Genomic DNA, 14277 nt, shown 5'->3' with positions numbered 1-14277 from the left:
AGGTTTCGTTCACCATAGTCGGTGACCCTCCGTTAACGACGTTCGAGTCGGAGCCTTTCGATGCAGACCCGCAATCCCCTTCTGGATGAGTTCGCCAAACTGACGACGGGCGCCATGGGCCTGGCCCAGGCCGCCGGCGAAGAGGCCAAGACCGCCTGGCGCGCCCAGACCGACCGGATCGTCGCCGAGATGGACCTGGTCCGTCGCGACGAGTTCGATGTGCTGAAGGACGAGATCGCCGCCCTGCGGGCCGAGATCGCCGAATTGAAGGCCGGCAAGAAGCCCGCCGCCAAGACCTCGACCAAGCCCGCCGCGGGAACGTCCACAGATGGAACTCAACCCGGGGACGCAGCCGGTTGAGCCGAATCCGCGAACAGGCTTACCACTCTGTTAACGGCCGTGATTCTGGCGGCCGCAGCCCGAACTGAGAGACTTGATGGACATCGCCCGGCCCGAGGAAACGGACGTGCCCTTCGACCCGCTGGAGGTCGTGGAGCATGTTCTTACGGCCGAGAACCTGCCGTTCGATCGCACCGACGACGGCGATCTGGCCTTTGCGCTCGCAGGGGACTGGAAGGATTACGAGCTTTGGTTCGCCTGGCGGCCCGAGGGCGACTGCCTGCAACTGTGCTGCGCCCTTGATCTGAAGGTGGCCAAGAGCCGCAAGACGGCCGCCCACGAACTGGTCGGCCTGATCAATCAGCGCACCTGGATGGGCCATTTCGAGGTCTGGGCCGAGGACGGCGAGATCGTCTTCCGCCATTCCCTGGCCCTGCCCATGGGCGAGCGGCCGACCCTGGCCCAGGCGGCCTCGATGATTGATGCGGCGATCGAGGCGGCGGACCGCTATTACCCCGCCTTCGACTTCATGGTGCGCGGAAACAAGAAGCCCCAGGAGGCCATAGAGGCCTGCCTGTTCGAGACGGTCGGCAACGCCTGATGCCTGATCGCCAGCCGGTGGAAGGCCCCCTTGTCCTGGTCGGTTGCGGCCGGCTGGGCTCGGCCATTCTGGAAGGCTGGCTGCTGAGCCAGACGGTCGCAGCCTCCGATCTGATCATCCTCACGCCCTCGCAAAAGCCCGCCGCAGAAGCCGCCCGGGGTCGAGGCGCGCGGGTCAATCCGCCCCTGGAGGCCCTGGTCGAGGCGCGCGTGATCGTTCTAGCGGTCAAGCCGGCCCTGTGGCGCGACGTGATGACGCCGCTTCTGCCCTTCCTGGGCGATCAGGCGGTGATCCTGTCGGTCATGGCGGGCGTCACGGCGCCGACCCTGGCCGAAGGGATCGGCGGCTGGCCCATCGTGCGGGTGATGCCGACCACCGGCGTCTCGCGCGGACGCGGGGTGGCCTCGGTCTGGTCGGCCGATGATCGGGCGCGCGCCCTGGGCCGCGCCCTGTTCCAACGGATGGCGGAGACGGTCGATCTGGCGGACGAAGCCCTGATGGACGCGGCGACGGCCGTGGCCGGATCGGGCGCGGCCTATTTTTACGCCTTCACAGAGGCCCTGGCGCGCGCCGGGGAGGCGGCGGGACTGGACGCGGGCACGGCTGACGTTCTGGCCCGCGCCACCCTGCGATCCGCCGCAGAGTCGATGGGCGATGATCCCTTGGACGCCCTTATCGGCCGGATCGCCTCGCCCGGCGGCTCGACCCGCGCGGGGCTGGAGGCCATGGCGCGGGACGGCCGTGTGACGGAGATGCTGAACGACACGGTCGCGGCGGCGGTGCGCCGCAACCGCGAAATGGGCGCCTAAGACCCTTTAGAAGCGGCCGCGTTCGATCTGGTCGCCGAACCGCTCGAACGCCCGGTCGGCGTCGCGCCAGACGCTGTAGCCCCAGACGTCGCGGATGTTCGGCGAGAAGTAGGAGAAGTCCACCGGCCGCGACTGGCCGTCGGCGGTGACGATTTCGCCCTTGATCGCGGCGCCGCCGATCGAGACGCTGCGGATGGGGTCCAGGCTCGGGTTCTGGCGGATCTGCTCCATGGTCGGCCGGTTCGGCTTCAGATCGTTCAGGACCAGATTGGCCTTGGCGCCGGGATAGCGTTGCTCCAGCGCCTTGCCCACCTCGGCCTGAAGGGCGGCGATCTGTTCATTGACTTCGCGATCGCCCAGTTTTTCGACCTGGCGCTGCAGGTCGGGGCCGATCGTGACGTTGACGTTCGGGTTCTGCGCCTGAGCCATGGCGGCGACGGCCAAGGTCGCGGCAAGCGGCGCAAGAAAGGCGAGTTTACGCATCGTGTTCATCTCCATGCCCTGTCCGAACTGAAGATGCGCCCTGGCCCCCCGTTTCGCTAGAGGGGGCGACGATGGAGGCCTGTCCGGGCAGGCGGATGATCGCCTTCAGTCCGCCCATGTCGCTGCGGTCCAGGGTGACGTCGCCGCCGTGTCCCCGCGCGACGTCCCTGGCGATGGCCAGGCCCAGGCCGACACCCTTGCGGTTCTGATTGCGGGATTCGTCCAGGCGCGAGAAGGGTCGGAAGGCTTCCTCATACATGTCTTCGGGAATGCCGGGCCCGTCGTCCTCCACCGCGATCTCCAGCCCGCCCGAGGCCAGGGCGCGGGCGGACAGCCGCACCCTTTCGCCGTGCGAAGCGGCGTTGCCCGCCAGATTGACCAGGGCCCGCTTGAAGGCCAGGGGGCGCAGCGAGGCCGTCAGCCCCTCCGGCGCCGCCAGCTCGACTTCGGCGCCGGCGCGTTTCGCGTCCTCGCCGGCCGTCTTCAGCAGATCGCGGATGGACACCGGCTTCGGCGGCTCGCCGGCTTCGCCGCGGGCGAAGTCCAGATATTCGTCGATCATATGCTCCATCTCGTCCAGGTCGCCGCGCATGGCGGACTGACGCTTGAACGGCGGGGCCAGGGCCAACTCTAGTCGAAGCCGGGTCAAGGGCGTGCGCAGATCGTGGCTGACCGAGGCGAGCAGGGCGGTGCGCTGGTCGATATGACGCTGGATGCGGTCGCGCATGGACAGGAAGGCGGTCGCGGCGGCCCGCACCTCGCGCGCGCCGTGCGGCTTGAACCGGGGCACGGTCTCGCCTCGACCGAAGGCTTCGGCCGCGTCGGCCAGACGTTCGATGGCGCGGACCTGGTTGCGGATGAACAGGATCGCCACCCCCATCAGCAGGATGGTGGCGACGGCCAGCCACAGGACGAAGATGTGGGCTTGGGTCGCCACCGCGCGCTCACGCGGGGCGATGATCCGCAGCACCCCTTGCGGCTCCTGCACCTGAATGTCGACATAGGCGGGGTAGCGGGTGGTGTCGAACCAGTAGGGACGGTCCAGGCGGGCGTCGAGGGCCCGGTCCAGCACCCGGTCCACCACCCCGATCGGCCCGCGTCGCGTTTCGGTCGGCAGGGTGCGCCCCTCCTGCAAGGCGATCGACAGGGACATGGAGCGTTCGGCCCGGCTGGCCAGCCGCTCCAGATTGCGGGGGCTGGGGTCGTCCTCATAGCTTTCGACGGCCCAGGCGATGTCGCCCGCCAGCCCCTCCGACAGGCGCGCCGTGACCGTCTGCCAGTGGGCGTCGAAGAAGATCCAGGTCACCACCACCTGCATCACCAGCACGGGCAGGACGATGATCAGCAGCGACCGGCCCCACAGCGAGGTCGGTATCCGCCGCTTCAGGAAACGCGGCCACAGATAGGCGGGCAGCAGCCGCATGGCGTCGGGTCCGCCCTCAGTCGGGCGCCAGCATATAGCCGACGCCGCGCACGGTCTGGAGATAGCGCGGGTTCTTGGGATCGACCTCCAGCTTGCGGCGCAGGCGGGTGACCTGGACGTCCACGGCGCGGCCGGTGATGTCGGCGGTGTCGGGCGACAGGCTCATCCGCTCGACCGGGGCATGGGCGTGAAGGGCCAGGGTCTTCAGAAGTTGGGCCTCGGCCTCGGTCAGGCGCTGGGGCGCGCCGTCGCGGATCAGCTCCAGCCGCTCCATGTCGAAGACCGCCGTCCCCAGCTTGATCTCGCGCGGGCCGATCGGCTTGCCGCCGGTGCGCCGCAGGATGGCGTCGATGCGCAGCGCCAGTTCGCGCGGCTCGAACGGCTTTGACATATAGTCGTCGGCGCCGCGCGACAGACCTTCGATCCGGTCCTCAGGGTCGCCCCGCGCCGTCAGCAGCAGGACCGGCGTCTTCGATGTCTCGGCCTTGGCGCGGACCCAGGAGGTCAGGTCAAGGCCGCTTTCGCCGGGCATCATGACGTCCAGCACGACCAGGTCGAACTCGATCAGCTCCATCATCCGCTTGGCCGCCGCCGCGTGGGCGGCGCCGGTGACGCGGTAGCCTTCCCGCGCCAGGAATTCCTTCAGCAGTTCGCGGATGCGGTCGTCGTCATCGACGATCAGCAGATGACGGCCCACCCCCGGTCCCGCGATGGGTCCCGAGCGGCCGTAAGAGCGGGTTTCAGTCAGGCTCATGCGCGATTCTCCCGATCCCAGCCGTTGACCTGAGCGATTCGGGGGGCTCTAACAGGGAGACTTCTGCAGGAGACGTGTTTCAATGGCCTTCGTTCCTTTCGACGATCGCGATGGATGGATCTGGTTTGACGGCGAATTCGTGCCCTGGCGGGAAACGAAAACGCATATTTTGACCCATGCCCTCCACTATGGCTCGTCGGTATTCGAGGGTGAGCGTATGTACGGCGGCGAAATCTTCAAGCTGACGCTGCATTCGGAGCGCCTGAAGCGGTCCGCGAACCTGCTCGATTTCGAGATACCCTACAGCGTCGCTGAAATCGACGCCATCTGTAACGAAACCTGCGCCAAGAACGGTCTGACCGACTGTTACGTGCGTCCGGTCGCCTATCTGGGGCCTGAACAGACCAGCGTCTCGGCCCTGAACAACAAGGTCCATCTGGCGGTCGCCGTCTGGGATTGGCCCAGCTATTTCGATCCCGAGGTCAAGGCGCGCGGTCTGAAGCTGGAATGGGCCAAGTGGCGCCGCCCCGACCCGGCGACGGCCCCGACCACGGCCAAGGCCGCCGGCCTCTACATGATCTGCACCATGTCCAAGAACACGGCTGAGCGGAACGGTTTCGCCGACGCCCTGATGCTGGACTGGCGCGGCTATGTGGCCGAGGCCACCGGCGCCAACGTCTTCTTCGTCAAGGACGGCGTGCTGCACACCCCCAGCGTCGAGCACATTCTGGACGGCATTACCCGTCAGACGGTGATCGAGATCGCCAAGGCCAAGGGGATCGAGGTCGTGGTGCGCGACATCCGCCCCGAAGAGCTGTCGGACTTCTCCGAATGCTTCCTGACCGGCACCGCCGTCGAGGTGACCCCGGTGGCCGAGGTGGGCGACTACCGCTTCACCCCCGGCGCCCTGTCGCTGGACCTGATGGAGACCTACGGCAAGCTGGTGCGCCGCCAGCTCTGAGGGCGGCTCACCAACGCAGGGCGAAGCGGCCGACGGCGGCGCCGATCAGGCCGGCGGCCGCGATCCCCAGCGTGTACCAGGTGGCGACGAAGGCGGCGGTCGCCTCGCCGCAGTGAAGCAGGCCGTAGGCGGTGGCGGCGAGGCCGCCGGTCGCCAGGCCCAGCGCCAGACCCGCCGTCGCCGGCCGCGTCGGGGCCAGTTTCCGCGCCGAGAGAAAGACAAACGGCGCGGCGAAGGCCGAGACCAGCACGATGTTACGGCCGCAGATGGTCCAGGTTCCGCCCAGCCAGTCGTCCATGCGCTGCTCAGGCGAAGTCAGGCTCATCTCAATCAGGCCCCACAGTCCCGCCGCCGCCACAACGGCGAGCAGGGCGAAGACCGCCGGGCGCGGATCGACGCCGGGGCGCCCCAGCCGTATCGCCAGCCAGATCCCGGTCCCCGCAAGGGCGGCGGTGTAAATCCCTTTCAGCCAGGGGATCGGCCCCTGAAGCGCCTGGCCCAGATCAGGCCGGAAGCCCAAGAACAGGCCGACCGCCGCCACGGCCGCCACGGCGGCGGCGGCCAGCAGGACAGGGCTGGGCATGGCGGGCTTGGCCGGCTCCAGCCCGGCGGCGAGGGCGTCGATCAGGTCGTCAGTCTTCATCGGGCGATACGCTGGCGACCAGCGTCTTCATGCTGCGGTGGACGCTGACCTTGGCCGCGCCCTCGGTAAAGCCGTTGCGCTTGGCCGCTTCGGCCAAGGAGAAGCCGCCGATCCGAACGTCCTCGATGAGGCGGCGCTGACGCGGCGGCAGAATGGACAGGACCTTCTTCAGATCGCGGCGCACGACGCCGTCCTCGACCGTGTGTTCGGCCAAAAGGACCGACGCCTCCTCCAGCGGCACGTCGGCGCGTCGTCCCAGGCGGCGGAAATGGTCGATCAGCTTGTAGCGCGCGATCGCATAGGCCCAGGCCGTGAAGGGCAGCGACCGGTCGTAGGTCGCCCGCTTGGCGTGGATGGCGATCAGACAGTCCTGCACGAGATCCTCCGCGTCGGCCTCGCAGCCGGTCAGGCGACGTTTGAAAAAGGGGGTCAGGGCGCCGCGCATTTCGGACAGCAGGGCGCGCCAGGCCACGGGGTCGCCGTCGAGACCCCGCAACATCAGACGTTTGAGCTCGGCTTCCTTGTCGACCACGCCCCAACCCATTCGCGTCGGACAGGGCGGAGGTTACACGGCGGACGACAATCGGCGAGAATTCTTTTTCTGATGGCGCCGGTAACCTTCGCCGTGCGGGCGTCGAAACCCTTCCTGTCAAGCGGGTCCGCTCCGGGCCGCTGTCACACAGGAAATGATCCCATGACTATCTCCGCCAAGATCCTGGTCGGCGCCGGCGCCCTGCTGGCCCTGGGCGCCAACGCCGCCGCTGCACAGAACCACCCGACCGCCCAGCAGGAAGCCGCCATGGAGAAGTGCTACGGCGTGGCCAAGGCGGGCAAGAACGACTGCGCCGCCGGCCCCGGCACCACCTGCGCCGGCACCTCGGTGCGCGACTATCAGGGCAATGCCTGGAAACTGGTCGCCAAGGGCACCTGCACCTCTATCGAGACGCCCAAGGGCAAGGGTTCGCTGAGCCCGATCCCGAACCGCTGATGTCCCCCGTTCCGACCGCTGGACTGGGCCTGAAGCCCCAGCACTACCCGGAGGCTGCGGCCTGTCCGGCGGCCGGAGCCCAGCGCGGCCTGTGGTTCGAGGTTCATCCCGAGAACTATATGGTTGCGGGCGGGCCGCGCCTGTCCTGGCTGGAGACGATCCGCGCCGCCCGACCGTTGTCGCTGCACGGGGTCGGCCTGTCCCTGGCCGGTGACGAGCGGCCGGATCGCGAACATCTGGCCCGTTTTCGCGCCCTGATCGATCGGTTCGAACCCTTTTTGGTGTCCGAACATCTGGCCTGGTCGCGACGCGGCGGGTTCTATCACCCCGATCTGTTGCCTGTCCCGCGCAGCCGCGAGATCCTGAACCTGGTGTGCGACCATGTCGACGAGGCGCAGCAGGCCCTGGGGCGGCGGCTGCTAATCGAAAATCCGTCCGCCTATCTGGCCCTGGCCGGACATGACTGGGACGAGGTGGATTTCCTGGTCGAGATGGCCCGGCGGACCGGCTGCGGCCTGCTGATCGACGTCAACAACGTCCATGTCAGCGCCTCCAACATGGGGTTTTCGGCCCAGGCCTGGCTGGACGCCGTGCCCGGCGGGCTGGTGGGCGAGGTGCATCTGGCGGGCCATAGCCCCGATCCCGTCTGGGGCGAGGCCCTGCTGATCGACAGCCACGACACGCCGGTTTCCGAGACCGTCTGGGCGCTCTACGACCGTCTGATCGCGCGCATCGGTTCCCGGCCGACCCTGGTCGAACGCGACGGCGATGTTCCGGAATTTTCGGTCCTGCTGGATGAGCAGGCGCGCGCCGCTGCGGCGCTGACCGCTGCGGAGGCGGTGGCGTGACCGGGTTTCACGCGGCTTTCGACAGGGCGCTGACCGGCGATCTGGAGTCTCTGCGGCCTCACCTGGAGGCGGGCGACCGGACGCTGGGTGCGCTGGCCGTCTATCGCAACACGACGATCAAGGGCCGTATCGACGCCCTGGAAGCCAACTATCCCACCGTGTTGCAGATGGTTGGCGAAGATTGGTTTCGCGCGGCCGCCGCCGCCTTTGTCGCCGACCAGCCGGGCGACACCCCGGTGCTGGTCGATTACGGCGCAGGCTTCCCCGATTGGCTGGCGCGTTTCCAGCCGGCGACGGACATGGCCTATCTGGCGCCCTGCGCCCGGCTGGATCGGGCCTGGACCCAAGCTCATCTGGCCAAGGACGCAGCGCCGTTCGAGCCGCGCGAGGCCGCCGCGCTCGGCCCCGCCTTGGCGGGCGTAACGGCCAATCTGCACCCGTCGGTTCAGTTGTTCTGGTTCGAGTGGACGGCGCCCTCGCTCTGGCTGGCGCATCGTTATCCGTCCCCGGACGCGTCTCTCGAGTGGCGGGCCGAGGCGGAAGGCTTGCTGGTGCACCGGCCGGGCGCCGAGGTGCAGGCGCGGCGGTTGAGCCGCGCGGAATGGGTCTTCCTGGACGCCTGTCGCCTTCATCGACCGTTCGGCGTCGCTGCGGCGGCGGCCCAGGCCGCTGCGCCCCACTTGGATCTGTCCGCCCTGTTCGCCGGCCTGATCTCGCTCGGCGTCTTCCTCTCACCCTCGATCCCGAAGGACCAACCATGAACCGTATCGCGGACATTCACCGACGCATCACCGCCGCCGCGCCCGAGGCCGCCCTGGCCCTGCTGCTGCGCGTCGGCATAGCCACGCCCTTCTTCCTGTCGGGGCGGACCAAGGTCGAGGGGCTGCTGACGATCACCCCCTCGACGCGCTATCTGTTCGCCGAGGAATACCGCGTGCCCCTGCTGCCCGCTGACCTGGCGGCGCATCTGGCGACCTATTCGGAACATCTGCTGCCGATCCTGCTGGTGCTGGGTCTGGCCACGCGGTCGGCGGCGGCGGGACTGCTGTTCATGACCCTGGTGATCCAGGTCTTCGTCGAGCCGGGCGGTTGGCCCGTCCATCTGCTTTGGGCCGGGCCGCTGGCCTATCTGATCGCGCGCGGACCGGGCGCCGTCAGTCTGGACCGTGTGCTGAAGATCGACTGATACGCGCACGCCTCTTGTCAGCCGCGTCACTTTGTCCTTGAAGCGGATGAAGCCGGCGCGGGCCGGGCAGGGATCGCCGTTTCATGTTCAGCCTTCTGAACCTCCAGAGTCTGTTCGGCCTGGTCGTCATCATCGCCGTCTGCTGGGCGATCTCGGAGAACCGGCGGGTCTTCCCGTGGAAGCTGGCGATCGGCGCCGTGGCGGTTCAGGCCGCGCTGGTGCTGGCCCTGTTCGCCATTCCGGGGTCGCGAACGGTGCTGGCCGCCGTCACGGGGGCGATCGACGGCCTGGCCGTGGCGACGGCGCAGGGCACGCGGTTCGTCTTCGGCTATCTGGGCGGGGGCGATCAGCCCTATGCGGTTCAGAACGAAGGCGCCCTGTTCACCTTCGCCTTCAACGTCCTGCCGCTGATCATGGTGATTTCCGCCCTGTCGGCCCTGTTGTGGCACTGGAAGATCCTGAAGTGGCTGATCCGGGGCTTCGGCTTTCTGTTTCAGCGCACCATGGGGCTGGGCGGCGCCTCGGCCCTTGCGGTGGCGGCCAACATCTTCCTGGGCACGATCGAAAGCCCGATCGTCATCAAGGCCTATCTGGACAAGCTGAGCCGGTCCGAAATCTTCCTGATGATGACGGTCGGTCTGGCGACGGTGGCGGGATCGACCATGGTGGCCTACGCCAGCATCCTGTCCCAGACCCTGCCGAACGCGGCCGGCCACGTCCTGGTCGCCTCCATCGTCTCGGCCCCGGCCGGGGTGCTGCTGGCGCGGATCATCGTGCCCGAGCCCGACAAACAGGCGGCCCAGGCCATCAGCTATGACTCGGCCCTGAAGTACGACAGCGCCATCGACGCCATTTCCAAGGGCACCTCGGACGGGCTGATGGTGGTGCTGAACATTTCGGCCGTGCTGATTGTGTTCGTCGCCCTGGTCGCCCTGGTCAACATCATGCTGGGCGGTTTGATCGTCTTCGGCGAGCCGCTGACGGTCGAGCGGATTCTGGGCGTCCTGTTCACCCCCCTGGCCTGGCTGATCGGGGTGGACGCGCGCGAGGCGGGGCAGGGCGGCTGGCTGCTGGGCGTCAAACTGGCCCTGACCGAGTTCGTGGCCTTCATCGACCTGGGCAAGATACCGGCCGAGGCGATGAGCGAGCGGACGCGGATGCTTATGACCTATGCGCTGTGCGGCTTCGCCAACATCGGTTCGGTCGGCATTACCGTGACGGGCCTGTCGGTCCTGATGCCCGAGCGTCGTCATGAGGTTCTGGGGCTGATCTGGAAGGCCCTGTTCGCCGGCTTCATGGCCACGCTGATGAGCGCCGCCATCGTCGGCGCCTTGCCAGCGACGGTCTTCGGGCAGTAGCGTTTCCCAAAACAACGGAGACGTCCCGATGAAGCTCTACACCTCGCACCGCGCGCCCAATCCGCGGCGGGTCCGCTGGGTCATGGCGGAGAAGGGGATCGAAGACGTCGAACTGATCGACGTCGATATACTGACGGGCGAGCACAAGAAGGCCGAATATCGCGCCAAGGTCGGCGTGCCTCACGTTCCGGCGCTGGAGTTGGACGATGGCGAGACCATTTCCGAATCCGTAGCGATCGGCCGCTATCTGGAGGCCCTGTACCCAGAGCCGAACCTTTTCGGCCGCGACGCCCGCGAACAGGCGGTGGTCGAGATGTGGACGCGCCGGTGCGAATTCTATCTGTCCAATCCGATCATGCTGAACGTGCGCCATTCCCATCCCGCCCTGGCGGCTCTGGAGGCGGTGCAGATCCCACAGGTGGCTGAGTACAATCGGGTTTCGGCCGAGCGGTTCATGAAGACCCTGGACCGGCATCTGGCGGAGCGGGAGTTCATCGCCCTGGACCGGTTCACCATCGCCGACATTGTCGCCGTGGTCGGTTTGGACTTCGCCCGGCTGGTCCGCTACCGCCCGCCCGCCGAGTTCGAGAACCTGCACCGCTGGTTCGACGCCTGCCGCGAGCGCCCCGCCGCCAAGGCGGGGGTCTGAGCCGCCTTGCGGTCGCTGACGCGATCGGATCGCTGGCTGGCCCTGCTGCTGGCGGGTCTGGCCGGCTATGTCGACGCCCTCGGCTTTCTGCACCTGGGCGGCGTGTTCGTCTCCTTCATGAGCGGCAATTCCACCCGGTTGGCCGCCAGCCTCGCCGAAGGGCAATGGCCGGCGGCCGCCCATCTGGCGGCCATATTGGCCTTGTTCGTCCTGGGCTCGTTTCTCGGCGCCCTGGTCGCCGGCGGCGAGGACGCTCCTTCGCGCAGCCGGGTCCTGATGTTCGAGGGGCTGCTGCTGGCCTTGGCCGCTGCTCTTGCGGGCGCGGGGCTGACGCCTGCGGCCGTCGGCCTGATGGTCATGGCCATGGGCGCCGAGAACTCGGTCTTCCTGAGGAACGGAGAGGTCGGGGTCAGCCTGACCTATATGACCGGAACCCTGGTCAAGCTGGGTCAGGCCCTGGCGGGCGCTGTAAAGGGCGGAGACCGGCACGCCTACAAGGCCTATCTGACCCTGTGGGCGGGGCTGAGCGTCGGGGCGGTGCTGGGCGCCCTGACCTTCGGCCGTCTGGGACTGGCGGCCCTCTGGCCCGCCGCCGGTTTCGCCCTCTTGATGGCTCTGATCGTGCGGTTCAGCCGCGCGGCGTGAACTTGCGGATCACGCCCGAGAAGGTCATCAGCAGCCGTTCGCCGGTGTTGATCTGGCCCCGCACGAAGATCAGGCTCTTGCCCGCCTTGGTCACCTGTCCGGTCGCCTCGATCAGTTCGCCGACATAGGCGCCGTCGATGAAGGTGGAGTCCAGCTGGACGGTCACGCCCGAGGCGCCCTCCATCTCCTGATAGGCGATCTGGAACATGGCGATGTCGGCGAAGGTCATCAGACAGCCGCCGTGCATCCGCCCGCCGGCGTTCATGTGTTTCTGTTCGGCGCGGAAGGCGCAGCGCATGTGGCCGTTGGGATCGAGCTTGCCGTAGAAGGGGCCGACCACGACGTCGAAGGTGTCGTGCAGGTCATAGGTCTGCCAACCGGCGAACTCGCCCTCGGTGACGGTGATTTTCTTCGGCATGACGACTCGGCCTTACTTCTGGTCTCGCGGTGCAGCATATAGGCGCAATGAGCGATCCGATCGAAACCGCAATCTTGAATAAACTCGCCGGGCTTGAGCCGGGCAAGAGCATCGAGCCGGCCGAGGTGGCCAAGGCGCTGCAGCCGGAACAGTGGCAGCGGATGCTGCCCAAGGTGCGGGCTGCGGCCCTGGGCCTGATGCGCCAGGGCAGGCTGACCATCACCAAAAAGGGCAAGCCGGTCGATCCGGACAATTTCCGCGGCGTGACGCGCCTGCGTCTGCCGACCGAGGAGGAGGCGGCCCTGGCGCTGAGCCGCCGTCCGCCGGTCGCCGAGGACGACATCGAAGATTGACCACTCCGCTCATCCCCGCGAAGGCGGGGACCCAGTCCTTTTCTTGAGGCAAGGCTTTTGGGATCGGCATCGCTGAAAATCGGCGAGACGGAAGCCCCCAATGATCTGGGTCCCCGCCTTCGCGGGGATGAGCGGGGCGTGGGAAGTCTCGACGCCCTTCTGAGCGACATCCGCGCCTGCCGCGCCTGCGCGGGCGTGCTGCCGCATACGCCGCGGCCGGTGGTTCGGGTCTTTGCCGAGACGCGGCTCTTGATCTGCGGCCAGGCTCCGGGGCGGCGGGTGCATGAAAGCGGCCTGCCCTTCACCGATCCGTCCGGCGACCGGCTGCGCGACTGGATGGGGGTGGACTATGAGACCTTCTACGCCGACCGTCGCATCGGGGTGGCGGCCCAGGCCTTCTGCTATCCCGGTACGGCGCCGAAAGGGGGCGATTATCCGCCGCCCGCGCGCTGCGCCGAGCTGTGGCGGCCGCCGCTGATGCAGGCCCTGCCGCAGATGGAATTGACTCTGCTGGTCGGCGGCTATGCCCAGGCCTGGGCCCTGGGCGCACGAACCCAACGTAATATGACCGAAACGGTGCGGGCCTGGCGGGACTACGCCCCCGACCATCTGGTGCTTCCGCACCCGTCCTGGCGCAATACGGCCTGGCTGAGACGGAACCCGTGGTTTGAGGACGAGGTGATCCCCTATCTGCGGATGCGCGTCGCCTCGATCTTAACGCCGATGAGGATGCGCGCATGACCTCCAGAGGACTGATCGCGGCCGCAGGATTGGTCTTGGGCCTGACCGGTTGCGCCGCGCCCCATATCCAGCCGCCGATGACGCCTCCGCCGGGCTTCGCCGGGCCGCACGTGGAGGATCACGCCCTGGTCATGTCGGACGGGGCGCGTCTGCCTCTGATGCGCTGGGGCCCGACCGACCGCGAGCCCTGGGCGGTCATCGTCGCCCTGCACGGTATGAACGACCACGCCGCCAGCTTCCGACTGGCCGGACCCTGGTGGGCCGAACAGGGAATCGAGACCTGGGCCTATGACCAGCGCGGCTTCGGCGCGGCGCCGGGGCGGGGCGTCTGGGCGGGGACCGCCAAGATGACCCAGGACCTGCGCGAGGCGACGGCCCTGGCCCGCGCGCGCCATCCCCATGCCGTCATCGCCGTGGTCGGCGAGAGCATGGGGGGATCGGTGGCCGCCGCCGCCTTCGGATCGGACGATCCGCCCGACGCCGACCGGGTGGTGCTGCTGGCGCCCGGCGTCTGGGGCTGGTCGACCCAGGGGCCGTTGAACAGCGCCGTCCTGAACATCGCCGCGCGTCTGGCGGGCGGCGTGGCCCTGGAGCCGCCCAGCTTCATCACGCGCGACATCCACGCCTCCAGCAACACGCTGGAGCTGGTCCGCAACGGCCGCGACCCGCAAAGCATCCTGGCCACCCGGTTCGACACCATCTACGGCCTGGTCGATCTGATGGAGACGGCGTCGCGCAGCCTGGGCCGCATCCGCGGCGACGCCCTTCTGATGTACGGCGCGCACGATGAGATCGTCAAAAGGGATCAGATGAAGAAGGCCCTGCAAAGGGCCGTGGCCGAGGGCGGCGCCCTGAAGACGGCCTGGTATCCCGACAGCTGGCACCTGCTGGACCGCGATCTGGACGCCGAGATCGTCTATCGCGACATCGCCGCCTGGCTGAAGGATCCCAGGGCGGCCCTGCCGTCCGGCGCGCCACCGGTCCTGACTGAGCTGGAAGCGGCGGTTCGCCCGTAAAGGTCTCTTAACGGCCCATTTACCATCGACACGGCATTTTCTGCCTAGCGGGGCGTCGGTGT

General features: G+C 68.0%; 20 protein-coding genes. 14 read left to right on the top strand and 6 right to left on the bottom strand.

From position 1 onward, the window contains the following. Positions 1-60: 60 nt before the first annotated feature. The 3 genes from ACZ5M6_RS15300 to ACZ5M6_RS15290 all read left to right on the top strand — a co-directional run bounded on the left by ACZ5M6_RS15300 (position 61) and on the right by ACZ5M6_RS15290 (position 1749). On the top strand, positions 61-360 hold the full coding sequence (locus tag ACZ5M6_RS15300; protein ID WP_182713262.1) for an accessory factor UbiK family protein: 300 nt from the start codon (positions 61-63) through the stop codon (positions 358-360). A gap of 76 nt (positions 361-436) precedes the next feature. Continuing rightward, the gene (locus ACZ5M6_RS15295; RefSeq protein WP_054766514.1) at positions 437-940 is read left to right on the top strand and encodes a type III secretion system chaperone family protein; all 504 of its coding nucleotides are present in this window, start codon (positions 437-439) and stop codon (positions 938-940) included. Continuing rightward, positions 940-1749, top strand: a complete 810-nt coding sequence (locus tag ACZ5M6_RS15290) for a pyrroline-5-carboxylate reductase family protein (RefSeq protein ID WP_464159046.1) — start codon at positions 940-942, stop codon at positions 1747-1749. The genes ACZ5M6_RS15295 and ACZ5M6_RS15290 overlap by 1 nt, the downstream gene beginning before the upstream one ends. Before the next feature lie 6 nt (positions 1750-1755). On the opposite strand, the gene ACZ5M6_RS15285 is transcribed toward ACZ5M6_RS15290, so the two are convergent. Genes ACZ5M6_RS15285 through ACZ5M6_RS15275 form a run of 3 tightly spaced genes read right to left on the bottom strand, consistent with a single transcriptional unit; the run spans position 1756 to position 4409 of the window. Further along, complete coding sequence (locus ACZ5M6_RS15285) at positions 1756-2232, bottom strand: hypothetical protein (protein ID WP_054767037.1); 477 nt, start codon at positions 2230-2232, stop codon at positions 1756-1758. After that, a complete protein-coding gene (locus ACZ5M6_RS15280) occupies positions 2225-3655 on the bottom strand; it encodes an ATP-binding protein (protein WP_233455820.1) in 1431 nt (476 codons plus the stop codon). The genes ACZ5M6_RS15285 and ACZ5M6_RS15280 overlap by 8 nt, the downstream gene beginning before the upstream one ends. Before the next feature lie 16 nt (positions 3656-3671). Next, positions 3672-4409: a response regulator gene (locus ACZ5M6_RS15275; RefSeq protein WP_183215000.1), complete on the bottom strand. Its 738-nt coding sequence runs from the start codon at positions 4407-4409 to the stop codon at positions 3672-3674. A gap of 82 nt (positions 4410-4491) precedes the next feature. Between ACZ5M6_RS15275 and ACZ5M6_RS15270 the strand changes: the two genes are divergently transcribed. Then, positions 4492-5370 carry a branched-chain amino acid aminotransferase gene (locus ACZ5M6_RS15270; RefSeq protein ID WP_287394986.1) on the top strand — a complete coding sequence of 293 codons (879 nt, stop codon included), beginning with the start codon at positions 4492-4494 and terminating at the stop codon, positions 5368-5370. Positions 5371-5377: 7 nt separating this feature from the next. On the opposite strand, the gene ACZ5M6_RS15265 is transcribed toward ACZ5M6_RS15270, so the two are convergent. Then, entirely contained in the window at positions 5378-6013 is a 636-nt protein-coding gene (locus ACZ5M6_RS15265; protein ID WP_054766510.1) for an NrsF family protein, read from the bottom strand. Next, positions 6003-6545: a sigma-70 family RNA polymerase sigma factor gene (locus tag ACZ5M6_RS15260; RefSeq protein WP_152950857.1), complete on the bottom strand. Its 543-nt coding sequence runs from the start codon at positions 6543-6545 to the stop codon at positions 6003-6005. The genes ACZ5M6_RS15265 and ACZ5M6_RS15260 overlap by 11 nt, the downstream gene beginning before the upstream one ends. Before the next feature lie 162 nt (positions 6546-6707). Here ACZ5M6_RS15260 and ACZ5M6_RS15255 point away from each other — a divergent pair, with 162 nt between their 5' ends. From ACZ5M6_RS15255 to ACZ5M6_RS15225, 7 genes are all read left to right on the top strand, one after another. Further along, positions 6708-7001, top strand: a complete 294-nt coding sequence (locus tag ACZ5M6_RS15255; protein WP_228185480.1) for a BufA1 family periplasmic bufferin-type metallophore — start codon at positions 6708-6710, stop codon at positions 6999-7001. Continuing rightward, positions 7001-7849: an MNIO family bufferin maturase gene (bufB, locus tag ACZ5M6_RS15250; RefSeq protein ID WP_228185479.1), complete on the top strand. Its 849-nt coding sequence runs from the start codon at positions 7001-7003 to the stop codon at positions 7847-7849. Before ACZ5M6_RS15255 ends, bufB begins: the two co-directional genes overlap by 1 nt. Next, positions 7846-8610 carry an HvfC/BufC N-terminal domain-containing protein gene (locus tag ACZ5M6_RS15245; protein WP_191554420.1) on the top strand — a complete coding sequence of 255 codons (765 nt, stop codon included), beginning with the start codon at positions 7846-7848 and terminating at the stop codon, positions 8608-8610. Before bufB ends, ACZ5M6_RS15245 begins: the two co-directional genes overlap by 4 nt. Beyond that, complete coding sequence (locus ACZ5M6_RS15240; protein WP_191554419.1) at positions 8607-9035, top strand: DoxX family protein; 429 nt, start codon at positions 8607-8609, stop codon at positions 9033-9035. Before ACZ5M6_RS15245 ends, ACZ5M6_RS15240 begins: the two co-directional genes overlap by 4 nt. 83 nt (positions 9036-9118) lie before the next feature. Next, positions 9119-10393: a NupC/NupG family nucleoside CNT transporter gene (locus ACZ5M6_RS15235; RefSeq protein ID WP_183214999.1), complete on the top strand. Its 1275-nt coding sequence runs from the start codon at positions 9119-9121 to the stop codon at positions 10391-10393. A gap of 28 nt (positions 10394-10421) precedes the next feature. Next, entirely contained in the window at positions 10422-11042 is a 621-nt protein-coding gene (locus ACZ5M6_RS15230) for a glutathione S-transferase family protein (protein WP_191554418.1), read from the top strand. Between the two features lie 6 nt (positions 11043-11048). Then, positions 11049-11687, top strand: a complete 639-nt coding sequence (locus ACZ5M6_RS15225) for a YoaK family protein (protein ID WP_152950854.1) — start codon at positions 11049-11051, stop codon at positions 11685-11687. Here the strand turns inward: ACZ5M6_RS15225 and ACZ5M6_RS15220 are convergent. Beyond that, positions 11671-12105 (bottom strand): PaaI family thioesterase, encoded by a 435-nt coding sequence (locus ACZ5M6_RS15220; protein WP_054766502.1) that lies wholly within the window; start codon positions 12103-12105, stop codon positions 11671-11673. The two genes, ACZ5M6_RS15225 and ACZ5M6_RS15220, sit on opposite strands and share 17 nt — an antisense overlap. Before the next feature lie 47 nt (positions 12106-12152). Between ACZ5M6_RS15220 and ACZ5M6_RS15215 the strand changes: the two genes are divergently transcribed. From ACZ5M6_RS15215 to ACZ5M6_RS15205, 3 genes are all read left to right on the top strand, one after another. Further along, positions 12153-12458, top strand: coding sequence for a DUF3253 domain-containing protein (locus ACZ5M6_RS15215; protein ID WP_182713271.1), 306 nt, complete (start codon positions 12153-12155; stop codon positions 12456-12458). Between the two features lie 138 nt (positions 12459-12596). Continuing rightward, entirely contained in the window at positions 12597-13199 is a 603-nt protein-coding gene (locus ACZ5M6_RS15210) for a uracil-DNA glycosylase family protein (protein WP_191554417.1), read from the top strand. After that, complete coding sequence (locus ACZ5M6_RS15205) at positions 13196-14215, top strand: alpha/beta fold hydrolase (RefSeq protein ID WP_183214995.1); 1020 nt, start codon at positions 13196-13198, stop codon at positions 14213-14215. Before ACZ5M6_RS15210 ends, ACZ5M6_RS15205 begins: the two co-directional genes overlap by 4 nt. The last annotated feature ends 62 nt before the right edge of the window (positions 14216-14277 follow it).

Source organism: Brevundimonas sp. Br13 (assembly GCF_055391505.1).
Note: the sequence above shows the minus strand (reverse complement) of the source record. Positions and strands in the feature narration are given on the sequence as shown.

Coding starts and splice junctions, on each gene's coding strand:
- ACZ5M6_RS15300 (WP_182713262.1), top strand. CDS start 61: ATGCAGACCCGCAATCCCCTTCTGGATGAGTTCGCCAAACTGACGACG.
- ACZ5M6_RS15295 (WP_054766514.1), top strand. CDS start 437: ATGGACATCGCCCGGCCCGAGGAAACGGACGTGCCCTTCGACCCGCTG.
- ACZ5M6_RS15290 (WP_464159046.1), top strand. CDS start 940: ATGCCTGATCGCCAGCCGGTGGAAGGCCCCCTTGTCCTGGTCGGTTGC.
- ACZ5M6_RS15285 (WP_054767037.1), bottom strand. CDS start 2,232: ATGCGTAAACTCGCCTTTCTTGCGCCGCTTGCCGCGACCTTGGCCGTC.
- ACZ5M6_RS15280 (WP_233455820.1), bottom strand. CDS start 3,655: ATGCGGCTGCTGCCCGCCTATCTGTGGCCGCGTTTCCTGAAGCGGCGG.
- ACZ5M6_RS15275 (WP_183215000.1), bottom strand. CDS start 4,409: ATGAGCCTGACTGAAACCCGCTCTTACGGCCGCTCGGGACCCATCGCG.
- ACZ5M6_RS15270 (WP_287394986.1), top strand. CDS start 4,492: ATGGCCTTCGTTCCTTTCGACGATCGCGATGGATGGATCTGGTTTGAC.
- ACZ5M6_RS15265 (WP_054766510.1), bottom strand. CDS start 6,013: ATGAAGACTGACGACCTGATCGACGCCCTCGCCGCCGGGCTGGAGCCG.
- ACZ5M6_RS15255 (WP_228185480.1), top strand. CDS start 6,708: ATGACTATCTCCGCCAAGATCCTGGTCGGCGCCGGCGCCCTGCTGGCC.
- bufB (WP_228185479.1), top strand. CDS start 7,001: ATGTCCCCCGTTCCGACCGCTGGACTGGGCCTGAAGCCCCAGCACTAC.
- ACZ5M6_RS15240 (WP_191554419.1), top strand. CDS start 8,607: ATGAACCGTATCGCGGACATTCACCGACGCATCACCGCCGCCGCGCCC.
- ACZ5M6_RS15235 (WP_183214999.1), top strand. CDS start 9,119: ATGTTCAGCCTTCTGAACCTCCAGAGTCTGTTCGGCCTGGTCGTCATC.
- ACZ5M6_RS15230 (WP_191554418.1), top strand. CDS start 10,422: ATGAAGCTCTACACCTCGCACCGCGCGCCCAATCCGCGGCGGGTCCGC.
- ACZ5M6_RS15220 (WP_054766502.1), bottom strand. CDS start 12,105: ATGCCGAAGAAAATCACCGTCACCGAGGGCGAGTTCGCCGGTTGGCAG.
- ACZ5M6_RS15215 (WP_182713271.1), top strand. CDS start 12,153: ATGAGCGATCCGATCGAAACCGCAATCTTGAATAAACTCGCCGGGCTT.
- ACZ5M6_RS15205 (WP_183214995.1), top strand. CDS start 13,196: ATGACCTCCAGAGGACTGATCGCGGCCGCAGGATTGGTCTTGGGCCTG.